Source organism: Taibaiella chishuiensis, assembly GCF_003014535.1.
Taxonomy (GTDB): Bacteria; Bacteroidota; Bacteroidia; order Chitinophagales; family Chitinophagaceae; genus Taibaiella; species Taibaiella chishuiensis.
The window spans coordinates 151,648-173,727 of the sequence record NZ_PYGD01000001.1 but is presented as its reverse complement, the minus strand read 5'-3'; the positions used below and the strand labels follow the sequence as shown (position 1 = coordinate 173,727).

Genomic DNA, 22,080 nt, shown 5'->3' with positions numbered 1-22,080 from the left:
TTTCCGGAAGGAGTGCAAATGTAAAACAAATCGCGATCAATTTCCAAAAGTTTTCCGAAATTTTTTTTAATGCCCGTAAAGAATATTATTCAGCTTACCGGTCATCTCTTTCAGCAGGGCGCTGTCGTTATGTACATTGCCGATCCCCACCATCTTATGACTGAATTCTTCGAGCAGCGCGATGCTCCTGTGGATATGCGGCAGGCTGAAGTGTTGCGCGGCTTTGCGGTGATGCGACCAGATACCCATTTTACGATCGGCCTGGAAATCGGCCTTGCTGAAATAACAAAGAAACAGTTTGTTGAGGTAGCCATAGAAGGTACCGATTACCAACGCCATGGGCGCCGCTTTCGGGTTGGCGCTGAAGTAGCTGATCATACGGGCCAGCTTATGATGGTCGGCCCGGAAGATCACGTCCGGCAGATCGAATACATTGTACTCGCGGCTTACGCCGATATATTTTTCGATATGTTCTACACTCAGTTGTTTCAGTTCCGGTTCGTTGATGCAGATCTTCTCCAGTTCATTGGCGATTTTCTGCAGGTCGTTACCCAGGTATACCGATAGCATTTCCGCTTCCTGCCCGCCGATGTTCAATCCTTTCTGCTGACCGAAACCGCTTACCCATTGCGGTACTTCATCGTCTTTCAGTTTTTCTGAGGTAAAGTACACGCCTTTTTTAGGAACACTTTTGGCAAGCTTGCCGCGACCGTCCAGTTTTTTAAAGCGGTGTTCGATGACAAGTATCGTGGTAGGCGAGGGGTTGGCGATATAACCGTCCAGTTCGTTAAGGTCCTTCATCTGGCTGGCTTCCTTCAGGATCACCACCATGCGCTCGGCAAACATCGGGAACCTGCGGGCCGCATTCACGACATCCTTCCATTCGCTTTCCTTACCATATAATGTAATCAGGTTAAAGTCGCGTTCTTCGGGTTGCAGTATCTTTTCTTCGAAATGATGCAGCAGCAGGTCGATATAATAAGGCTCCTCCCCGTCGAGCAGGTAAACGGGAGCGTATTGTTGTTTTTGCAGATCCTGCAGGATTTGTGAAAATGTCTTCATAAGCTGTGGCGCCGGGCCTGCGGGCTCAGGCATATACGGCTTCGGGATAAATATCTTTGCAGCCTTTCAGGCGCAGGTATACCAGGGCGGTAGTATAGATGTCCTTAAGACAATAGGCGGCAATCCGTTCCAGGTCGCCGTTTTGCCAGTACACTTCTCCTACCATGCTGCCGTCTATATCCGATTTGGAAGAGGGCAGCCCCAGCACCAGCGCGATCAGGTCGAGCGATGTATAATGTTTATGATCGCCAAACCGCCAGAGCTCAAGCGTATCCTGGTGTACTACCTGCCAGGGTTTTAAGCCGGCAAGATCCAGGGTACGGGGCAGGGGCATATTGTTGATCAGTAACCGGCGGCAAATGTAGGGAATGTCGAACTCTTTTATGTTATGGCCGCATAACAGCACGTCTTTATGTTGCCTTTCGAAGGAGTGCAGCGTATCGCAGAACTCCTGCAGCAGGGCCTGCTCATTATCATTACATATAGATTTAAGCCGTATCACATGTTTTTCGTCCTGTTTTGTAATAAAACCCATACCAATGCATACGATCTTTCCAAACTCGGCATATATACCGGCCCGGTTGCGGAAGGCATAAGCAGGGTCGGTTTTTTCGGCTTCATTAAGCGACAGGAATCCCGATTTATGAAGCCAGTGCTTTTGCAGGGCTTCGGGTAATTCATGCCAATCCCCGCTAAGCGGTACTGTTTCAATATCAATAATTAATGTTTTGTGAAAATATATGCTGTCATTTATCTTTTGCGTAATCATAAGCCTATATTTGTTTTGTAATTTGCCTACTCAAATTTAAAAAAAATAAATTGAAGCATAATGGAAGATGCTAAGCCGGAGACGACGGAACAGCCCATGCGTAACAAGCGTAACAATACCTGGATCTATGCTGTTATCATTGTATTATTGCTGGGAACCAATGTTTACCTGTTCCTGCAAAAAAACAATGTTACGAAAGAGAAATCAGTAGTAACGCAGGAGCTTAAACAAGTCTCTTCTTCCAAAGAAGCTTTGCAGAATGAATACAACGCTTCGCTGGCCCGGCTGGACGACCTTACCGGTAAGAATGCACAACTGGACAACCAGCTGAAGGCCAAAAACTCCGAACTGGCTAAAACCAAGGCAAGGATACAGGAGATACTGGCTAAATCCAACGCAACAGAAAAAGAATTTAACGAAGCGCGCGGCCTTATCCGCAAACTGAACGTAAGGATCGCCGATTACGAAAAACAGATTGTTGTCCTCAAGGAAAAAAATACACAGCTTACTGTAGAACGCGATTCGGTGGTAACCAATAACAGCGCCCTGCAGGAAAAAGTAAACCTGGCTAAAGTATTACATGCTTCCAATATCCGTATGACCGCTATCGACCTGCGCAAGGGTGGCCGCAAGGAAAAAGAAACGACCAAGGCAAAAAGGGTAGACCTGCTGCGCGTTACTTTTGATATCGATGAAAACAGGATCGCGGAGAGCGGCGTTAAAGAACTTAAGATCTGCATCATTAATCCCGATGGTGAACTGCTGAGTAATGCAGCCTTAGGCTCCGGCAGTTTTAAAACAGCACAGGGACAATCCAAATTCTTCTCCGTATCCAAGAACGTAAGCCTGCAGGCCGACCTCCCGGTTAAGGACATCAATGTAGACTGGCAGCAAAGCGCCGAATATGAAAAGGGCGCTTATACCGTCGAGATCTACCACGAAGGCTATCTTATCGGTAAAGGTTCGGTAAGCCTAAGGTAAGGTTTGTGTATCGCGTTTAAATACCGCCATCCAGAAAAGCGTAAAAAACAGGTATACGAAAACACCGTTCTGTACTTCCAGCATGGGTTCTATACTGAGCCCCACAAACATGATCATAAGCGTAGCTACGGTATACACGTTCCTGGTTTGCCGCATCAATGGCGCAAAAACCAGCAGGACCAATAGTAAGGACAACGGGATGCCGACTACCAGCGCCGTAAATATAAACTGGTTATGCGGGATAAGCCGGAAGTATTCGCTCATGCCCGGGTATTCGGCTTTGTACTTTTTGTCTATTTCTGCTTTTACATCGCCGGTGCCCACGCCGGTCAAGGGCTGATCCCTGATCAGTTCCAGCGCCACCTTGTACGAGATGAGCCGCGGTACAAAAGAGGAGGCGTTATTAAATTGAGCCGTATTATTGCTTTCCCACATTTTCTGTTCCTTCACGATATTCTTTACCTGGCTTTTAATAGAAGGTATCGTCATACCACCGATAATAGAAGCTGCGCCCAGCAGGAAGAGAAAGGCAAAACCCAGTCCCGGTCTTTTCCTGATGTACCGGGCAACGATGTATATGATGATCAGCAGGTACAGGCACAGCATACCCGATTTGGCCGCCTGTATATGGATATAGGCTATGGCCGCTACGCTCCACAACACCAGCAGCGCCTTTTCTGCGCCTTTCAGCAAGAAGGAGTTCTTCTCCGAAAACAGGTAAAAGATCAGGTGAAGCCCGAGTACGAGGGCAATCGTGAACCGGATATAATCGCCCTCGAGCGGAGAGGGCAGGTGTGGATTGACGCTGAAATAACCGGGGTCGGCAACGAGGAAGGAAATGCTGTAGACCATGCCGCCGAGCAGGGTGAGCAGGATGCCGTAAATAGTATAACGTTGCAGCCTTACCTCGTGCAGCGGCGCATTGATAAAAGCAAAGGGCAGGAACAAGAAGGGGAGTTTGATCTGCAGGATCCGCGACCAGTTACCGATATCCTGGCTCCAGAAGCCGGATACGGCATAAGACAGGAAAAATAAAAGACTGAACAGCGCAAACCGGTTGCCGCGGCAACGTGCCCAGCTTTCCTGCAGGGTGGCGGGGTGCAGCGCATTCAGCACCATAACGATCATGGATACGGATAGCAGTCCCCTGGAAAACAGCATGCCGGCTACCATGCCGATACAGCACACACAGGCCAGGTATTCCTGTACCCGGAGCGGCCAGTACCTCGTGATCTTTTGCGTTGTGGATGTTGTCATAGTCTTGAATTCTTCGGCTGTATTGGTTTGTTAGCGAGTGCTGATAGCCAGAAAAGTACAAAAAATAAATAAGTAAATACACCAAATTGTACTTCAAGCATAGCTTCCACCATAATGGCGATCCAGAGCAACAGGGTCGTAATAATAAGGTACAGCCTGCCGGGCACGGCAACAAACAGCGGTGCAAAGACCATGGCGCAAAGAATGAGGCTTAGCGGTATACCTACGCTGAGCGCAGTATACATAAACTGGTTGATGGGGCCGTATTGCTGGTCGGCGCTCACCTCGGGGTAGTAGGCCGCGTAGCCCTCCCGCATTACGTGCATCAGGTCGCCCGCACCGGTGCCGGCCAGCGGGTGCGCAGCCAGCGCTTTGGCGCCGATGTCGTAGGTAATCATACGCCCCGCATCGCTCAGGGTATAATCGTACCGTTGTTCCCGCTTCGATTTCTCGATTTCATAAAGTACATATTTAACCTTGGTCTGGAAGGTATTGACCGTAAAATAAGACACTACCGGAACAAGGGCGAGCAAAGCTATGAAGGTAAAAGTGAGCAGTTTGTGCCGTTTATATAACTTAACGATAATGTAAGCAGCCAGCAGGAAGTACAGGCATACCAGGCCCGTTTTAGCGGCCAGGATATGCAGGTAGCCTATAAAGAGCAGGCAACAGCCGCTAAGTAAATAACGCAGCCACCGGGGCAATGGGCGCTCCTGTTTTTCGAAAAGCAGGAAGAAACACATCAGCAGGGACAGGACCAGTGAGAGGCTAAACCGGATATGGTCGTTATACTTGGTGGTGGGCAAGGGGTTGGAAAAACTGTACCCCGAAAGGTAGTAGTCGGGGTTAAGCGCCAGGCAGGCCAGGCTGTAGGTCACTACGCCAAGTTGCATCAGCACAATACCGGTAATGACCACGCGCCGGTAGTATTCCTTATGTAAGGGTGCGGAGGTAAAGGCAAAGGGCAGCACCAGGAAGGGCAACTTGTTGAGTGTGGCCGCCCACCAGAAGTCTTTGTCCCCGCTCCACAACCCGGAAACCAGGTAGGTACCGAAAAACAGGGCGGCAAAAAGCGCAAACCTGTTTTGCTTCCATATCTGCCAGTTGTCGCGTACCCGGGCAGGTTGCAGGGCATTCAGCAACATGATAAACATGGAGAGGGAAAGTATGGCCCTCGAAAAGAATAAACCTGCGATCATGCCGAGGCAACAGATACAGGCTATCCACTCATAAGCCTTTTCTCCCCGGGTAGCCGATGGGTAATGGGTAATATTCATTCAGAGCGCTGCAAATAATAATAATTGAGGGCAAAGTACGTTAAATTTTCGCTGTATGCTACTATGCCTGTACTATTCTGATAACGTTATGCAGCCCTCCCCAAGTATCCGGTAAAACCTGTTTTCCGGTAATTAAGGGAATTAAGCGTATTTTTGAAGCCCGAAAACCTGTTCCTTTGCACTCTTTTTTATCCCTCAGATCCGGCCCGGTCCGGACCCTTTTTTATATCCTGTTCCTCTTCCTGGTGCAAGGCTGCGCCAATATTGTGCCGCCCGAAGGAGGCAAAAAGGATGAGACACCCCCGGTGTTGCTCCGTATCGATCCGCCGGACTCCTCGCAGAATACCCGGATCACGAAACTTGAGCTGTATTTCAATAAATATATGGAAGTGCGCGAACTGGAAAAGCACCTGCAGATGTCGCCCTTTCTCAACATCAATCCATCGGTTATTTCCTATGGTAAACGTATCGAGATCAAGATCGCCGATACCCTGCCGCCCAATACCACCTACCGGTTGTCGCTGGGCAACGCACTCGTAGATAACCGCGAGGCCACGCCCTATAAGAACTTCGTGTATATATTCAGTACCGGCGATTATTTTGACTCCCTGCAGCTGAGGGGCCGGGTATTCGACGCGGCTACCGGGGCGCCGGATACCGCTTCGGTGGTGATGTTGTATCCTGCAACAGAAAGCGACTCGGCATTATTGCGCCATAAACCGCAGTACGCCGTAAAGGTCAATAACCGCGGCTATTTTGCGCTGAAGTACCTGCCGCAAAAGCCTTTCCGGATCTACGCAGTACAGGACCTGAACAGTAACTATATCTATGATATGGGGCAGGAAAAAGTGGGCTTTTTAGGAGAGACGGTGGTGCCCGCGATGCAACCCGATTCGCTGGTATTCCCAATATTTAAAGAGTTTGTTGATACTACCGCCCTGGCCCATAGCACGGATAGTGTCCGTACGCGGGACAGTGTACATACGCCGGTTGCCGGCCGTGGCGCCCGCGACTTTTCAAGCCGCAAAAAAAGTAAGATCGGTTACGAGGTACTCGCCGATACCAGCAGCCGCTTACGTACTTTCGAACTGACACAGCCGCTTACTATCGAACTTTATAAAGAGTTGTCCAAACTGGATACGGGCAAGGTATATCTCAGTTACGATAATGGCGGTATCGAAGTAGAAGCCGTACAGCAACTGCGGGCTTCAGACACCAGCATCAGGATCCATACCCAATGGCAACCCGACAAAGTATATACCTTAAGGCTGGTAAAAGGCTGGGCTAAAGATACGGCAGGAGCAGAGCTGCCGCCGGGCAAATACATCTTCCGTACCAAACAGGAAGAAGACTATGGTACGATCCGGGTTCATATGGACCGGCAATACCTGAGCGATAGTCTCGTGCTTGTCGTTTATAAAGGAGCAGACTCTATATACCAAAAGCCGGTTAAGGATTCGGTGATCACCCTGTCTTTGCTCCAGCCGGGCGCCTACGGTATGCGTATTATCGTGGATGCCAATAAAAACGGCAAATGGGACGAAGGGGTGTTGTTTAAAAAGATACAGCCCGAAAAGGTGATTCCATATACCCCGGAAATATCATTGAAGGCGGGCTGGGAAAGCGATATCGACTTCCTGGCGCCTGTGCCCCCCAAAACAGAAGAGCCGGAAGCTGCCGATCCGGAACACAAAGAAGAAGCGGATAAACAGCCGGATAAACCCAAAGATCCAGAGCAGAAATAATAACGGATAAGGAGGCGCTTGCGCCTCCTTATTTATGTCTGGAATTGTACAACGAAATTGCGGATCATCGCCAGGTTACTGGTTGGTTAGTATCTTCCAGTAGAAGGAGGGTTTGCGCAACAGGGCCCGCATGTCCAGATCGGCAAACATACTGCTGATCGTTTGTTGTAATGCCGGGCTTTTATGTGCTTTGTTCACCACAAAGTCGAATAACCAGGGATAACGCACCAGGCGTTGCATGGTATAGCTGAGTTTCAGTTCGTCGCCGATCCGGCGAAACAATACATCGCCATAATGCTCCTGGAGGAATGCGGCATCGAACCGGTTATGCTCCAGGGCTTTGGCTGCGGCTTCTGCAGCCAGCATGCCGCTGTACAGCGCATTGCCGATGCCCTCGCCCGTAAAGGGATCGATCAGCGAAGCGGCATCGCCGGTCATCAGGAAATGATCGCCCGATACCCTGGTTTTTTCAACGCCCATCGGCAGGCCCCAGCCATATATTTTATCGGTAATACGGGCATGGGTAAACCGGTGGCGGATATTGGGATTTTCGCTGATGGCCTTAAGCATAAGCTCGCGCAGGTTGATCTTCTTTTTCCGGACGAGTTCCGAATCCATACCGATACCGATATTGGCTTGCCCGTTGGGCAGGGGGAAGATCCAGAAGTAACCCGGCAGCGCGTCTTTAAGGAAATGCAGCTCGATAAAATTTTGCGGATGCATGCCGGTAACACCGTCATAGTAAGCCCTGAGGCCTACAAAGGACGACTTGCTGAGCACATCCTGCTGCAATAACTTTTTGCGGGAAATGCCTTTATCGCCGTCAGCGCCGATAAGCAGGCTGCATTGTACCGATTGTAAGGCGCCATCCGGGCTGCTGTTGTCTTTGTAAGTTACGGTATAACCTCCGCTTGAGGTATCGATACCGGTTACCGTGGCACGCTGGATAATGGTAGTATGCGGGCCCTGCAGTTTGCTGAACAGGAAATGATCGAATATTTCGCGTTTAACGGTAAAGCCCGGCGGACGGCCTTCCACGATTTTATCAGTGCCGAAGGGAATATCGATCGCTTTGCCATTGGGTGCGGCAAACACCACGCCAAAGCTGGGCAGGAAGCGCTCTCCATCGGCAAATATCTCATCGAGATAGGCAGGATTTGCTTTGCGAAGCACCAGCGCTGTTTTACCGCTGCAGCCATCGCCGCATATTTTGTCTCTCGGGAAACTGTCTTTTTCGAGGATCAGGTGACGGACACCGGCTTTGCTCAGGAACATGGATGCGCCTGCGGCTGCCGGTCCGCAGCCGATAATGATTACGGGATAGGATGGGTTATTCATGTTGTCGGATAGCCTGTAAAGGTACAGGGGGCGAAGGGTAAGGTATAACCCGGTTATTTTTTTACGATGATATCGAGCAGGTCCTGCTCTACGCTTTTATGTACGGATTCGGTGATGCGGCCGGTTTCTTTGTCGCCCTGCGATACGATAAGGGTGGGCACATTCGTGATGGCATAGGTTTCTTCTTCGTGGTTCCTCGCTTTTTTTGCGCGGTCTACGGCATAAAGCGTAATGGTGTTCAGGGGATATCCTGCGGCTTCGAGCACTTTGTACAACTGTGGTACCAGGTAGTGGGAGTCTTCGCACCAGGTACCCAGGAATAAGGTAAGCCGGTAAGCGCCCAGCTTTTCTTTCAGCGCGGCGGTAACTGCGGCATCAGGTTTATAGGCGGCTGCATTTTCCTGCAGGTGGAAGGCCGCTACTTTACCGATATCGTCAAAAGTGCATTGCCCTTTATAGATCACTTCCGTATTATTCTCGGAAGGTATTACTTCATAATCAGACTTGTTTTGCGCCTGTACGCTCATATACCCAAGGGTTAAGGAAAGCAATAAGAGGATTCTTTTCATTATCGTTATTTTATGGGGTTGTGGCCCCGTACCGGATCCGGCCATTTCCGGGAGCCCGGCGCCTGTTGCTTCAAAAATAACGGATTTACACCGGTCCTGTTATTGGTTTTATCGAAGCCGGGTTATAAAAACGGTTGCTCCGGGTTACAGTTGCTCTTTGATCCGGATCAGCATTTCCTTCAGCGATACCAGGGAGTCCTTAAGATCGAGCTTCTGGCCTACGGCTTCTTTGCCCGCTTTCAGCTTCTCTTTGGCGCCTTTTATGGTGTGTTTTTTTTCTTTAACCAGGTGGTGGATCAGGCGAAGCTGGGCAATGTCTTCGGGACTGTACAGGCGGTCGCCTTTACGCGTAGTACGCGGCCGCAGCTTAAATTCATTGGTCCAGAAACGGATATGCGAGGTGTTTACTTTAAACAATTGCGCTACCTCGCCGATCGTATAATACCTTTTGTCGAGATCCCATTCGGGTAAGGGGGCTACCGGCTCATCATCGGTTTCTTCTTCCATTTCAGGCTCCTCGGGTTCTTCCTGTACTGCTATTACCGGCTTCCGTACCGGGTCGGGCGTCTTTACCTCTTTATCTTTTTTTACAACCTCGGCGTGTTTCAGGTCGAAGGGGTATTCCTTATGGATCAGCGCTGTATAGTCGCTGAGGATGAGCTCGCTCAAGATCTGGCGGTTCAGTTCCTCATCTGCAGCCGCCGGTGTTACCGGCGCTGCTGCAGTCTCCTTGGCTTCGTCTGCTGCGGGTTCCGGCTGCGCTTCATCTTCTTGATGGGGCGCGACGGACGCCGTTGCTGCTGCAGTCTCCTCGGCTTGGTCAACTGCGGGTTCCGGCCGCGCTTCTTCTTCGTGATGGGTGTTAACGGACGCCGTTGCTGCTGCAGTCTCCTCGGCTTCGTCTACTGCGGGTTCCGGCTGCGCTTCTTCTTCGTGATGGGTGTTAACGGACGCTGTTGCTGCTGCAGTCTCCTCGGCTTCGTCAACTGCGGGTTCCGGCTGCACCTCATCTTCGTGAGGGGTATCGATAACCTCGGTTTCAGCGGGTATGGCTGTAGCCTGGGCGGGCTCCGGTGTTTGGGGCATTTCCAGGTGAGGCGCATTGCTGCTGTCTGCAACGGCAGGCTCTTCCGGTATACCGGTCGCTACCGGCGCCGGGGTTGCTACCTGCTCCTCTTCTTCCTGGGGCGCATCTTCTGTCGGGGCCGTTGCACTTTCCTTTTTTGCCGGCGACTTTTTAGGCTTAGCGGTTTTGGGCTTTTCCTGGGGTAAAAAGTCTTCGTCGTCAAACAGGCTGAGCATGCGGGCTTCCATAAAAATATTCCGATTGTGATGACGACAAACTTAGCTGAAATTTGCAGATTTTTTTGTTAAAGCGGGGCTTATTTATGCACATCGGCCCTCGTGGCGGGGCCTTGTCCCGAAGCGGCTGACAGCGGCATCCGGTCCATTTACCGAAACCTTGCTGCCGGTAACCGAAATGTTATTTTGCTAAGCTGGAAACGCTTTACTTTTGTATCGCAAAAAATGCAAACATGAATCGATCCTTTACCTATCTACTATCTATTTTAAGCTTCTTCGCAGTAACCGCCGCACAGGCACAAGTCACGCTCAAAGGCACCGTTAAAGATCCGAAGGGCGCTCCCGTAAGCGGCGCCAGCGTATCGCTCGAAAATACCCTTGACGGTACAACCAGCGATACTGCGGGTAAGTTTGTACTGAATACCAGCGAAAAGGGCGAGCAGGTTCTGGCGGTAACGGCTATCGGTTACGAGCCGGTTTCGAAGCCGGTTAACCTCGATGCGCTCAGCGGCGATATTGCCATGACCATGAAAAATGTGGCCAATACCCTGCAGCAGGTAACCATTACGGCCGGCAGCTTCGGCTCGGCCGACGGTACACAGAAAACCGTGCTGGAGCCGCTCGATATCGTAACCACGGCAGGCTCGGGCGCTGACCCTATTGCCGCCATGCAAATGTTGCCCGGTGTGCAGCGCAATGGTACCCAAACCGGTATGATGGTAAGGGGAGGCGATGCGAGCGAAGCCGCCATCGTAGTTGATGGGCTGGTATTACAGAACCCCTTTTTCAGCGATGCGCCCGGTGTACAGCAACGCAGCCGCTTCGGCGCATTCCAGTTCAAAGGCATAGCCTTTAGCAGTGGCGGTTATAGTGCACGTTACGGGCAGGCCATGTCTTCGGTATTGGAAATGAATACCCTGGATATGCCCGACGAAAGCACGATCAATCTCGGCGCCCATATGGCCGGGCTTTATGCCTCGGGCTCCAAGATCTTCAACGATAATACTATGGCGGTAAGGGCTTCTGCCAACTATACCAATCTCTCTCCTTTTTATGGCATTGCCAAAACCAATTTCGACTTTTATGATGTGCCCAAAGGTGGAGGCGGTTCTGTAGGTTACGACTGGAAAACGAAGTCCGGCGGCCTTTTTAAGATCATGGGTAATTACTCCGAAAATAAATCGGGTATCCTGCTGCCCAACCCCTTCACGGCCGGCGATATGATGAACTTTGCCATGAAGAATAAAAATGCCTACACCCAGGCTACGTTCAAACAGGCTTTCGGCAGCAAGTTTAAATGGTTTAGCGCGGCTTCTTATTCCTACAACAACGACGATTCCAAATGGGGTAATTTTCCTACAGGCAGTAAGGAGCGCAGGGCGCAGGTACGCAGCGAGCTTACCTGGTATGCCGTGTCGCGGCTTAACATCGTAGCGGGCGCCGAAGTGCAGCATTTTAAAGTCGAAAGGACATTCGACAGTATGGTAGGTGGTTTTACCGAAACACAAATTGCCGGATATGCGGAAGCGGAGTGGACGCCACTGTACTGGCTGGCTTTCAGGCCGGGTGTAAGGGTAGAGCACAGCCGGTTGCTACTTACGACCAATGTGTCGCCCCGCTTTTCAGCCTCTATCAAAACCGGTAACTTCAGCAGTGTATCGGTGGCAGGCGGCCTCTTTTACCAGAATGCCGATAAGCAATACCTGTTGCAGGGCTATCGCCCGGGGCAGCAGATGGCCGTGCACTATATCGCCAACTATATGTACGCTAAAAACGACCGTACCCTGAGGCTGGAAGGATATTACAAGAGCTACCATGAGCTGGTAAAAGAACAGGTCAGCAATTATGATCCCAATAGTTACCGTTTTATCCAGGGCCTGGTCAACAATACAGGCGATGGCTATGCGCAGGGCCTGGAGCTGTTCTGGCGCGATAAGAAAACAGTGAAGAACTTCGAATACTGGTTGTCGTACAGTTATATCAATACCAAAAGGCTGTACAAGAATTTCCCGGCCGAGGCTACACCCGACTTTATTTCGGATCATAACCTGAGCCTGGTAACCAAGTACTGGATCGAAAAGTGGTCGACCATGGTAAGCGGTACGTATAGCTATGCCAGCGGCAAACCCTATTATAACCCGGCCAACCCGGTATTCCTGGGCGACCGTACCCCCGACTACCACAATGTAGCGCTGCAGGTAAGTTACCTGCGCAGCATCGGCAAATGGTTTACGGTATTTTACCTGAGCGTGGACAATGTGATGAACCGGAAAAACATATTCGGCTACCGTTACTCGGCCGATGGCCAGAACCGCTACCCGGTACAGCCCGCGATGTTCCGCACCATTTTTGCCGGGGTTAATATTTCGCTAAGTAAATTTGACAAGGACGAATTGTAGGTACATTTGCCGGTTGCCCGTTTGCAGCCCCGGGCTGCGGGCAACCGGTAGTAAAACCTGCTGCCGGCAGTAAGCCGGTTATACTTTATTCCCATTTTGATGAAAGCACCCGATCGAAAATCTGCAGCGGCAGGGCCCAAGCCCAGCATCATACAATTGCTCAAGCCTTATTCCAGGCTCATCCTGGCCCTATTGCTCTTCGCCCTGCTTAGTAATGCACTGAACCTCGTTATCCCTAAAATCGTACAACAGGGTATAGACAACTATGGTAAAGGCGTGTTTGATGTAAAGCACATCCTGTTGTCTTTCTCGCTGGCGGCAGTGCTCATCTTTATCTTCATGTATTTCCAGAGCATCGTACAAACCTATGCTTCAGAAAAGGTTGCCCGCGACCTGCGTACCCGGCTCTCCGCCAAGATATCGCAACAAAGTTACCTCTATATCCAGGAGGCTACACCCGGCAAATTGCTTACCAACCTTACTTCCGATGTGGATGCGATCAAGATGTTCGTGTCGCAGGCCATCGTGTCTATCGTTTCTTCAATCGTACTCATCATCGGCGCGGCTGTCCTGTTGCTCCAGATCAACTGGAAACTGGGGCTGATCGTACTGCTCATTATCCCTGTTATCGCGCTCACGTTCATGTTCGTGTTGAAGAAGGTAAGGATACTCTTTAAGAAAGGGCAGGAAGTAGTCGATAAGCTCAACAAGGTCATCAACGAAAGTATATTGGGCGCCGCGCTGATCCGCGTACTGAATGCCCAGGCCACGGAGTACAACAAGTTTATGGACATCAGCAAGGAGGCCAAAAGCCTGGGTATGTCCATCCTGCGCCTGTTTGCCATGCTGATACCCGTTATCGTATTTACCGCCAATATGGCCCGGCTGGCCGTGCTGGCGCTGGGCGGGCATTACGTGATCTCCGGTGGCATGACCCTGGGCGAGTTTGCCGCCTTCAACAGTTATATCGCCATCCTGATCTTCCCGATCCTGGTGATCGGGTTTATGAGCAATGTCATTGCCCGCGCCTCGGCCTCCTATGCCCGTATCTACAGCACATTGCATGCGCCCGATACGGTAGACGGCGGTACGGTAAGCCGGGAGCTGGATGGCAATATCGAAGTAAAAGATGTGAGCGTGTTTTATGGCGAAAAGGCTGCGTTGAAAAACATATCCTTCGAAGTGAAAGCAGGGTCGCGAACGGCCATCATCGGCCCTACAGCGGCGGGCAAAACGCAATTGCTCTACCTGCTGACCACGCTGACCCGGCCCAAAGAAGGCACGATCTGTTACGACGGTATCCCCATTGCCGAATACAGGCAGGAGTCGCTGCTGGCCCAGGTGGGACTGGCTTTCCAGGATAGCATCATTTTCAATATGAGCCTGCGCGAGAATATCGCTTTCAACACGGCGGTGAGTGATGCGGCCATGGATAAAGCGATCCGTACGGCCGAGCTGCAGGACTTTGTAGCCACCTTACCCCAGCAGCTCGACACCCTGGTATCTGAACGGGGCAACAGCCTTTCGGGCGGACAAAAACAACGGGTAATGCTGGCCAGGGCCCTGGCGATCGAACCTAAGATCCTGTTGCTCGATGACTTTACCGCCCGTGTAGATGCCGCTACAGAAGAGAAGATACTGGAAAATGTGCGGCAGAACTATCCCGGCATCACGCTCTTGTCCATTACGCAGAAAGTAAGCTCCGTAAAGGATTTCGACCAGATCATACTGTTGATGGAAGGCGAAGTGGTAGCCAGCGGCACCCATACCGAACTGATGGCGGCCTGCCCTGAATATGTGCAGATCTACGACTCGCAGCAATCGCTGCCGCAGGACCAGGAATCTTAACCGCAAAAAAAGTATTAAACAGGTTGTATACCCGCAAATGAATTATAGTCTTAATACCGATCAGAAAACATCGACCCGGGCAGCCCTGGGTAAGATGCTCCAGTTTATGAAATCCGAAAAGCGGGAGTTGTTCCTCGCCTTTTTCGTGATGCTGCTGAACGCAGGTATTACCATGCTGACGCCTTACCTTATGGGCTATGCCATCGATCACTACATCGCGCAGGGCAATTACCACGGCCTGGCGGTATTTTCGGGCCTGCTGCTGGTTATGTATATCATATGGGCCGGCACCGAATACCTGCAGACCAAACTGATGGGCGGCGTGGGCCAGCGTATGCTGTACCGCCTGCGCAACGAGGTGTTTGGCAAACTGCAGCAACTGCCCGTGGCTTTCTTTAACCAGAACAAAACCGGCGACCTGATCTCCAGGATCAACAACGATACCGATAAGGTCAACCAGTTTTTTTCGCAATCCCTGATGCAGTTCGTCGACAGCATCTTTACGATGGCCGGTGCGGCGATCTTCCTGCTGTGTATCAATGTGAAGCTGGGCGGTGCTTCGCTGTTGCCGGGCGTGCTCATCCTGGTGTTTGTACAACTGGCATCGGGCTGGGTAAAGAAAAAGAATGCGGCGAGTATGAAACATACCGGCGGCCTGAGCGCCGAGATCCAGGAGAGCCTGCAGAACTTTAAGACCATCATTACCTTTAACCGGCGCGACTATTTCCGGAAACGTTTTGACGATGCCAATGCCGAGAACTACAAAGCCGCTATAGGTGCGGGTCTGGCCAATAATATCTTTGCCCCGGTATTCGGCCTGTTTTCCAATATTGCCCTGCTTATTGTATTGGTATACGGTATCTCCCTGATTGCCGCCGGTTCGTTTACCCTGGGTTTGCTCATCAGCTTCGTGGTGTACGTACAGAATTTTTACATGCCCCTGCGCCAGCTGGCAGCACTCTGGGCGGGTTTCCAGACGGCAATGGCTGCCTGGGACCGCATCGCGCTGATCCTCGAAATGAAAGCGCCCAGTGATGGCGCCAAAGTGCCTGAGCTCAATACCATCAAAGTGTCGGCTTCGCTGTTGCAGTTCTCGGGCGTATCGTTCCAGTATCCCGATGGCAAAAAAGTACTGCACGATATCAACTTCAGTATGGAACAGGGTAAGACCTATGCCCTGGTAGGACCTACAGGCGGTGGCAAAACCACAACGGCTTCGCTGATCGCGCGGCTCTATGATCCTACAGAAGGCATCGTGTACCTGAAAGGGAGGAATATAAAAGATTATACCGAAGAGGAACGTACCGGGCTGATCGGCTTTATCCTGCAGGAGCCGGTACTCTTTACCGGCACGCTCAGGGACAATATCCTGTATGGCAACCGTAAGTACCAGGACATCAGTAACGAGGCCCTGATGGTACTGTTGCAGGAAACCGGGCTGGATCGCCTGCTCATACGCTTCGACCAGGGGCTCGATACACCGGTAGCCTCGGGTGGCGAAGGCATAAGCCTGGGGCAACGCCAGCTCATAGCCTTTATCCGTGCGGTATTGCGTAAGCCTGCCCTGCTGGTGCTCGACGAGGCCACGGCCAATATCGATACCGTAACCGAGCGGCAGTTACAGGAAGTGTTGCAATTGCTGCCCCCCGAAACCACGCGGGTCATTATCGCACACCGCCTGAATACGATCGAGAATGCCGACGAGATCTTCTTCGTAAATGCCGGTACCATTATTACCGCCGGCTCGCTCGATAATGCCCTGCATATGCTGCTGGAAGGGAAACGGGAAAGTTAGAACCAGCCCTTTTTGCGAAACAGCAACAGCATCAGCACCGATATGGATAACATCGACACTACGGCAATTATAAAGCCGTGGTGGTGATGCTGGAAGGGTATAATATCGAAGTTCATTCCGAAGATACCGCCAATCACGGTTGCCGGCGCCAGCAGCGTTGTTACCACGGTCAGTATCTTCATCACTTCATTCATCCGCGTGTTCACCTGGTTCATATACAGGTCCTGCAGGTTGATCGCCACCTCGCGATAGTTCTCCGTGTATTCGATCGCCAGCGATATATGGTCGTAGATATCTTTAAAATACTTGTGGTTGATCTCGCGGATCAGTTCGTTATCGGAATGCCAGAAACTGTTTACCAGTTCGCGTACCGGGCTGATGGCCCTTTTCACCACCATGATCTCCTGGCGCAGCAACGTTATTTTCAGTAACACGGCGCTGTTGGGTTTGATCACCACTTCATCTTCCAGTTTTTCCAGCCGGTCGGAGAGTTTTTCCAGTACCGTAAAGTAGTCGTCCACTACGGCATCGATCAGGCAATAGGCCAGGTAGTCCACCGTTTTTTTTCGTACCGGCGCCAGGTCGTTGCGCAATTTTTCGCGCAGCGGGTCGAAGGGGTCTTGTTTGGGATCGGGCTGGAACGAGATCACATAGTTGTCGCCGAGCACGATACTGAGTTGTTCGGTATGGATCAGACCGGTATCCTGGTTATAGGTAAGCATGGGCAGCAGGCAAAAAAGGTGGCTGTCCATATCGTCGGCCTTGGCCCGCTGGCCGGTGCTCAGTATATCTTCGGTAAGCAGGGGGTGAATGCCGAAGTTGGCGCAGAGCCGTTCTACTTCCTCTTTGCGCAGCCCGTCCACATTGATCCAGGTGTTGTGCGTATCGTGGGTATGCGGCATGCAATGCACCAGCTGGTCGGTCGCTATGCGTTCACATTTCCCTTCGTTGTAATCATAAATGGTATAAACGGTAGGGATATCCGGCGCCGTAATTGCTTCCCGCTTGGGGTTATACGTATCTCTTTTTCTTCTCTTACTGAATGCGGAGAGCAGGGGGCCAAAGGTGCGTGCGTATGCTTTACGGAATGACACAGGTCGAAATTTTTCTGATTAAAAAAGGACACCGGTAAGGTGTCCTTTATCAAAAGTAGTTAAATTATCTTATCGCCAACGCGGTCCGTGGGTGGTATTAAAGAGGAAGCCTACCGAGAGACCACCGCCATGCGCCCGGAACTTATTGTCCGAGTCGCCGGATGGCGCGAGGTTAAGCAAGCCTACGCCGTAATAAGCGCGGAAGAAGAGCCCGAAAGGCGCTTCGTAACCAACGGTTACATTGGCGCTGATATCGAAAGGCCTGATCTTATCTTTGGTTTTGCTGTTACCGATAGGAATGCTGTAATCGTAGCGGGAGGTGCGGTCTTCGCCGTTAATGGTATTGGTGAATTCCTGTTTGAAACCGCCGCCCACAGCATAATTGAAAGAAGGGCCTATACCGAAAAAGAAATGGGGATCGTCATATTCCTTACCTGTTTTAAATAAAGCATATACCGGGAGTTGTACATAAGTGACGCCGTAATTCCTGCGGTCGCGCTGGGCGTTCGGTACACCTGCACCGGATTTGAAATTGCGTTCGTAATAGCTTTCCGTGCCGTTATTCAGGGAGAGGAACAGGCCCGGCTGCAGCGAAAACATTTCGTTGAGGGGCAGGTCTACCACACCGCCTATTTTAAAGCCTACCTGGTAATTGGTTTCCCTTTTGGCCCCGTTCAGCTTCTGATACATGGTATTGTAAGTAGCGCCTATTTCCGGCCCCACTTTAATGTCCTGAGCCATAGCCGGGGAGCCGAGCCCAATTAAGGTAATAATGCTTAAAATTTTTTTCATCCCGGTATTTTTAATCAAACAAAGATAATTTTCCTGGTGATACTTTAAAACTTTTGCCGGAAAAATATTAGTAAGCGGCTGATCTGCCGCCCTGTGGCTGGTTCATGATTGCTCATCGAGTTCCATAATGATCCTGGCCCGTGTACCCAGGATCTGTCCCCCGGCATCTTTCAATTCCGTTATTTCCAGGTCTAGTTTACGCTTTTGTATCTTTTTCAGGTATTCTGCACGCTTCTGCAGGTTCGACAGCCCAAAAGACTCGTGCAGGTTACTGAGGTGCTCGCGGGCATAGGTAAGTCCCACGCCGTTATCAATGATCTCGATGTACAACAGGTCCTGTTCCTCAAACACCCGTATGGTTACCCTGTTTTGCTCCGATTGTTTAGGCAGGAGGCCATGTTTTACTGCGTTTTCGACCAGGGGCTGGATCATAAGTGGTGGGATCATGATAAAGTCAGCCTCTACTTCATCGTCCACGATAATGTCGTAATTGATAAACTCTTTGAATCGCAGTTTTTCCAGGTTGAGGTAATTCTCAACCAGGTTGATCTCATCCTGCAGGGAGATAAACCCGCGGGAGATATTGTGCATATTCTGGCGAATGAGGTCGGAAAAAACAACCAGGTACGCATTGGCGATCCTTTTCTCGTTTTTATTGATCAGGCCTTGTATGTTATTCAGGCTGTTGAAAATAAAATGTGGGTTCATCAGAGCATTCAATGCTTTGTACTCCGCTTGTTGGTATTTCATTTCTGAGTCATGTTCCTTCTGTTTCTTGGCCAGCCGGCGGCGGGTAAGCAATAACAGGGTAAAGTAAAACAGCACGATAGATACGGCTATGCCCGTAAGTATAAACCACCAGCTTGCCCAGAAGGGACGCAGGATGATAAGGTGCAGGATAGCCGGCTGGGAGTAGCCACTGGAGGGTGTTCTGGATCTTACCTTTATAATAAAACTGCCGAAGCCCGGCCGGTTCAGGTTGATTTCGTTGCCGGCGATCGGCCGCCAGTTTTCCCGGCCTTGTTCCGTGATCGAATATTCCGAACTGGCTTCCTTGCCGGAGAATGATATGTTATCGAAGAGCAGGCTTATGTTCCGCGATTCGCTGTAGGGAATGGTGATCTCCGGGCTTATGGTATGGGTTCCGGCACTGGTTCTCAGTAATTGCAATACCGGCGTGGGCGGCGCCATCTTGCCGAAAAGAACGCTGGTGCCGACTTTGGTTATTGTTCCTTTTTTGAAAAAGAAGCAGTAAGTTGAGTCGGCCGCTACGCAGTCGGCCTGCCGCGGTATAAAGCTGTTTTCGATAGGCTGTATCGTGTAGCGGGCCCGGCCCTGGTCCGTGGGAGGATGAAAGGTGAGTACGCAGTACAGGTTATTGGTGCTTACCAGGCAACGGTTGCGGTCTATAGGGTAAATAGTTTCCCAGATATAATCCTGGGTGGTTACCGTGTCGACCCTGCCACTGTTAATGTTACAGACTACGAGGTGATTATCTTCCGTAATTCCCAGCAGGTAAGGCCCGTGGAATACGAATTGCCTGAAACTTATATTCCTGAACTGCGATTGCCGGGTGATCTCTTTTTCTTTGATCCGGTATACGCCAAGGGTATGCGAGAGCCAGAGACTCGAATCGGCAGGGTTTACTGCTCTCGATAAAATGTGGCTTTGGCTTTCGGGAGGTATTGTCACGATATCCTCATAGTGCGGGACGCCTTTTTTGAAAAAGTCAGTATACGTAAATTGCCTGATATTATCGGAAAAGGGGACATAGTAGATGTACTTCCCGTTATAGATGATCTCTTTGATATTATTGTCCCAATAAGAATAGAAGCGGTGTACCTGTGGTTTGCCTGCCAATAGTCCTGTTATAAACACGGTTTGGTACGCGTAAAACTGAGTGAAATTGCCATTGTTGTCGATCAGGAAATTAGAACGGGCAAAGTAGATGGCGTTGTTGCGGTAGTCGCTGTAATTCTGGTGCCGCAAATGAGATACACCATTACTGAATTCGTAAAGGCTACCTTCGTTGGTTACATAGAACAGTTTATTACCCACATACCGGGCATACAATACCTGGTCTTTGTATTGTTTGTTGTATTCCGTAATGTGGTTAAAATGTTTGCTCAGTTTATAAATGCCGTTGCCCCTGGTTGCTATCCAGATATTGCCCTTGTTGTCTTGTTCGAAAAAGTTGACGTGTTCCCCGATCCGGATATGGATAGAGTCGTTGATCGTAAACCCGTTGAGCAATCCTACAAAACAATCGTTGGCAATGATGTTCGCCCCTACTGAATAACCAATATTGAATCTCGTATTGCGCAGGTTGTACAACTTATGCAGGTCGGAGGAGTAGATGCCGTCATCTGCCAGTAGCATATAGCTACCGTTTGGTTTTATATTAATGGGCTGGTAGAACTTGTGGTTGGTGTATTTTATCGTATCATAGGCCTTGCCCAGCGTGTCGATGTCGATACAGAAATCGGCGTAGAAAAGCCGGAAACGCCTGTTGGAGAGGCTTCGGACATAACACAGCCTTTTGGGTATCATTGGCGTTTTAATAATACGCAGCTGGTGGTTGCGGATATTGACGAATTGGTGCACGCTGCCGAATACGGCATTGAGGCTACTGTCGGTCTGTGGATACATACCAGACACCGCAGATCTGAACGGCAACCGGAGCCAGGGCGTATTGGCCGGTGTATGGAAAACATTATGCTCCATATAACAGAGCTGCCCGCTGTAATTGGATAGCCATAAGCGATTTTTATGATCGGGCATGGCCGCAAATACTTCGTTGTCGGGCATGCCGTCGAAGGTGCTGAAGTTCTGGAACCAGGTCCCGTTAAATCGCGAAATGCCCTTGTTGGTCGAAAACCACAGGTAGCCCTGGTGATCTACATTAATAGAATAGATCAGGTTGGAAGGTAAACCGTCGTCCACAGTAAAATGCTGCATCGGGGGCAGCTGTCCCCAAGCCTTATTGATGGCCGAAACCAGAGCCAGGACGAGCAGCAGGTAGTAAGAACGCCTAGGCATCAGACAGGTTAAAGTTTTCGAGAAAAGACATCAGGGCGGAAAAACGGCGCCGCCCGATCGGGAGATGGGTATTGTCCTGCAGGATCACGGAAGGGATTTCTTCCTTAACGATCTTCCGGATGCAATTGCAATTAAGCAGGTACGAACGGTGTATCCGGAAGAAAGAGTCCTTCGGTAACAGGTCCTCGTATTCGGATATAGGTCGTGACATCAGGAAGGTTTTTTCTTCCCGGTTTTTGAAATAGTAGATCATCGAATAGCTGCCCATAGCCTTAATATAATGGATGTGTTTAAAAGGCACGGCTTCCATGATGTGGTTATCCTTCAGGATGATCTGCGATTGCTTCTTCTTCTGGCCGATCTGCAGCGATAGTTCATTGTATACCGGTACATTGTTCACTATATTCCTGTAGAATACTTTTTCTTTCAGCTTTTCCACCGCATTGCGCAGGTCTTCGATATGAATCGGTTTGAGTACGTAGTCTACGGCATTCAGTTTGAAGGCTCTTACTGCATACTCGTCGTAGGCCGTTACAAATACGATCTCAAAATTGATAGGGCTAATCCTTTCCAGGAACTGGAAAGCGTTCTCGTTGGGCATGGCAATGTCAAGAAACACCGCATTGGGCTTTAACCGTGCAATTTTTTCCTCGGCATCTTTCGTGCTGTGTGCAACATCGAGAATATTGATATCCTTATCTATATAATCCAGCAGGATATGCTTTAAATTCATACAGGCTTCCTGTTCGTCGTCAACGAGGAGTAGGTTAAGCGTTTCCATGGGTTAAAATGACATGCAATGATGGTCCTGAG

The 22,080-nt window shown here is 50.3% G+C and carries 16 protein-coding genes; 5 read left to right on the top strand and 11 right to left on the bottom strand.

The genetic code is table 11. From position 1 onward, the window contains the following. Positions 1-66: 66 nt before the first annotated feature. Both holA and B0I18_RS00705 read right to left on the bottom strand, forming a co-directional pair. A complete protein-coding gene (gene holA / locus B0I18_RS00710; RefSeq protein ID WP_181358279.1) occupies positions 67-1,062 on the bottom strand; it encodes a DNA polymerase III subunit delta in 996 nt (331 codons plus the stop codon). Positions 1,063-1,087: 25 nt separating this feature from the next. After that, positions 1,088-1,831: a 3'-5' exonuclease gene (locus B0I18_RS00705; protein ID WP_106520732.1), complete on the bottom strand. Its 744-nt coding sequence runs from the start codon at positions 1,829-1,831 to the stop codon at positions 1,088-1,090. Between the two features lie 60 nt (positions 1,832-1,891). Here B0I18_RS00705 and B0I18_RS00700 point away from each other — a divergent pair, with 60 nt between their 5' ends. After that, the gene (locus B0I18_RS00700) at positions 1,892-2,812 is read left to right on the top strand and encodes a hypothetical protein (protein WP_106520731.1); all 921 of its coding nucleotides are present in this window, start codon (positions 1,892-1,894) and stop codon (positions 2,810-2,812) included. Here B0I18_RS00700 and B0I18_RS00695 read toward each other — a convergent pair. Further along, complete coding sequence (locus tag B0I18_RS00695) at positions 2,804-4,069, bottom strand: O-antigen ligase family protein (RefSeq protein ID WP_106520730.1); 1,266 nt, start codon at positions 4,067-4,069, stop codon at positions 2,804-2,806. The two genes, B0I18_RS00700 and B0I18_RS00695, sit on opposite strands and share 9 nt — an antisense overlap. Then, positions 4,066-5,346: an O-antigen ligase family protein gene (locus B0I18_RS00690; protein ID WP_106520729.1), complete on the bottom strand. Its 1,281-nt coding sequence runs from the start codon at positions 5,344-5,346 to the stop codon at positions 4,066-4,068. Before B0I18_RS00690 ends, B0I18_RS00695 begins: the two co-directional genes overlap by 4 nt. A 176-nt stretch (positions 5,347-5,522) precedes the next feature. Here B0I18_RS00690 and B0I18_RS00685 point away from each other — a divergent pair, with 176 nt between their 5' ends. Next, a complete protein-coding gene (locus tag B0I18_RS00685; protein WP_181358278.1) occupies positions 5,523-7,091 on the top strand; it encodes an Ig-like domain-containing domain in 1,569 nt (522 codons plus the stop codon). A gap of 75 nt (positions 7,092-7,166) precedes the next feature. Here B0I18_RS00685 and B0I18_RS00680 read toward each other — a convergent pair whose 3' ends face one another. The 3 genes from B0I18_RS00680 to B0I18_RS25190 form a co-directional block, all read right to left on the bottom strand. Further along, positions 7,167-8,429 (bottom strand): NAD(P)/FAD-dependent oxidoreductase, encoded by a 1,263-nt coding sequence (locus tag B0I18_RS00680; protein WP_106520727.1) that lies wholly within the window; start codon positions 8,427-8,429, stop codon positions 7,167-7,169. Positions 8,430-8,482: 53 nt separating this feature from the next. Next, complete coding sequence (locus B0I18_RS00675) at positions 8,483-8,998, bottom strand: thioredoxin family protein (protein ID WP_146146620.1); 516 nt, start codon at positions 8,996-8,998, stop codon at positions 8,483-8,485. Between the two features lie 144 nt (positions 8,999-9,142). Next, on the bottom strand, positions 9,143-10,312 hold the full coding sequence (locus B0I18_RS25190; RefSeq protein ID WP_219905891.1) for a MerR family transcriptional regulator: 1,170 nt from the start codon (positions 10,310-10,312) through the stop codon (positions 9,143-9,145). Between the two features lie 221 nt (positions 10,313-10,533). Between B0I18_RS25190 and B0I18_RS00665 the strand changes: the two genes are divergently transcribed. The 3 genes from B0I18_RS00665 (at position 10,534) to B0I18_RS00655 (ending at position 16,342) form a co-directional block, all read left to right on the top strand. After that, the gene (locus tag B0I18_RS00665; protein ID WP_106520725.1) at positions 10,534-12,699 is read left to right on the top strand and encodes a TonB-dependent receptor; all 2,166 of its coding nucleotides are present in this window, start codon (positions 10,534-10,536) and stop codon (positions 12,697-12,699) included. 99 nt (positions 12,700-12,798) lie between these two features. Then, entirely contained in the window at positions 12,799-14,547 is a 1,749-nt protein-coding gene (locus B0I18_RS00660) for an ABC transporter ATP-binding protein (RefSeq protein WP_106520724.1), read from the top strand. Between the two features lie 37 nt (positions 14,548-14,584). Then, complete coding sequence (locus B0I18_RS00655; RefSeq protein ID WP_106520723.1) at positions 14,585-16,342, top strand: ABC transporter ATP-binding protein; 1,758 nt, start codon at positions 14,585-14,587, stop codon at positions 16,340-16,342. Here B0I18_RS00655 and corA read toward each other — a convergent pair. The 4 genes from corA to B0I18_RS00635 form a co-directional block, all read right to left on the bottom strand. Then, positions 16,339-17,436: a magnesium/cobalt transporter CorA gene (gene corA, locus B0I18_RS00650; RefSeq protein ID WP_106520722.1), complete on the bottom strand. Its 1,098-nt coding sequence runs from the start codon at positions 17,434-17,436 to the stop codon at positions 16,339-16,341. The genes B0I18_RS00655 and corA overlap by 4 nt on opposite strands. Before the next feature lie 69 nt (positions 17,437-17,505). Beyond that, positions 17,506-18,228, bottom strand: coding sequence for a porin family protein (locus B0I18_RS00645; RefSeq protein ID WP_106520721.1), 723 nt, complete (start codon positions 18,226-18,228; stop codon positions 17,506-17,508). Between the two features lie 102 nt (positions 18,229-18,330). Then, the gene (locus B0I18_RS00640) at positions 18,331-21,267 is read right to left on the bottom strand and encodes a sensor histidine kinase (RefSeq protein WP_106520720.1); all 2,937 of its coding nucleotides are present in this window, start codon (positions 21,265-21,267) and stop codon (positions 18,331-18,333) included. Next, on the bottom strand, positions 21,260-22,048 hold the full coding sequence (locus B0I18_RS00635) for a LytR/AlgR family response regulator transcription factor (RefSeq protein WP_106520719.1): 789 nt from the start codon (positions 22,046-22,048) through the stop codon (positions 21,260-21,262). The genes B0I18_RS00640 and B0I18_RS00635 overlap by 8 nt, the downstream gene beginning before the upstream one ends. Positions 22,049-22,080: the final 32 nt, after the last annotated feature.

What these genes read in the sequence shown, in the direction of transcription:
- holA (WP_181358279.1), bottom strand. Translation starts at nt 1,062, where the DNA reads ATGAAGACATTTTCACAAATCCTGCAGGATCTGCAAAAACAACAATAC.
- B0I18_RS00705 (WP_106520732.1), bottom strand. Translation starts at nt 1,831, where the DNA reads ATGATTACGCAAAAGATAAATGACAGCATATATTTTCACAAAACATTA.
- B0I18_RS00700 (WP_106520731.1), top strand. Translation starts at nt 1,892, where the DNA reads ATGGAAGATGCTAAGCCGGAGACGACGGAACAGCCCATGCGTAACAAG.
- B0I18_RS00695 (WP_106520730.1), bottom strand. Translation starts at nt 4,069, where the DNA reads ATGACAACATCCACAACGCAAAAGATCACGAGGTACTGGCCGCTCCGG.
- B0I18_RS00690 (WP_106520729.1), bottom strand. Translation starts at nt 5,346, where the DNA reads ATGAATATTACCCATTACCCATCGGCTACCCGGGGAGAAAAGGCTTAT.
- B0I18_RS00680 (WP_106520727.1), bottom strand. Translation starts at nt 8,429, where the DNA reads ATGAATAACCCATCCTATCCCGTAATCATTATCGGCTGCGGACCGGCA.
- B0I18_RS00675 (WP_146146620.1), bottom strand. Translation starts at nt 8,998, where the DNA reads ATGAAAAGAATCCTCTTATTGCTTTCCTTAACCCTTGGGTATATGAGC.
- B0I18_RS25190 (WP_219905891.1), bottom strand. Translation starts at nt 10,312, where the DNA reads ATGGAAGCCCGCATGCTCAGCCTGTTTGACGACGAAGACTTTTTACCC.
- B0I18_RS00665 (WP_106520725.1), top strand. Translation starts at nt 10,534, where the DNA reads ATGAATCGATCCTTTACCTATCTACTATCTATTTTAAGCTTCTTCGCA.
- B0I18_RS00660 (WP_106520724.1), top strand. Translation starts at nt 12,799, where the DNA reads ATGAAAGCACCCGATCGAAAATCTGCAGCGGCAGGGCCCAAGCCCAGC.
- B0I18_RS00655 (WP_106520723.1), top strand. Translation starts at nt 14,585, where the DNA reads ATGAATTATAGTCTTAATACCGATCAGAAAACATCGACCCGGGCAGCC.
- B0I18_RS00645 (WP_106520721.1), bottom strand. Translation starts at nt 18,228, where the DNA reads ATGAAAAAAATTTTAAGCATTATTACCTTAATTGGGCTCGGCTCCCCG.
- B0I18_RS00640 (WP_106520720.1), bottom strand. Translation starts at nt 21,267, where the DNA reads ATGCCTAGGCGTTCTTACTACCTGCTGCTCGTCCTGGCTCTGGTTTCG.
- B0I18_RS00635 (WP_106520719.1), bottom strand. Translation starts at nt 22,048, where the DNA reads ATGGAAACGCTTAACCTACTCCTCGTTGACGACGAACAGGAAGCCTGT.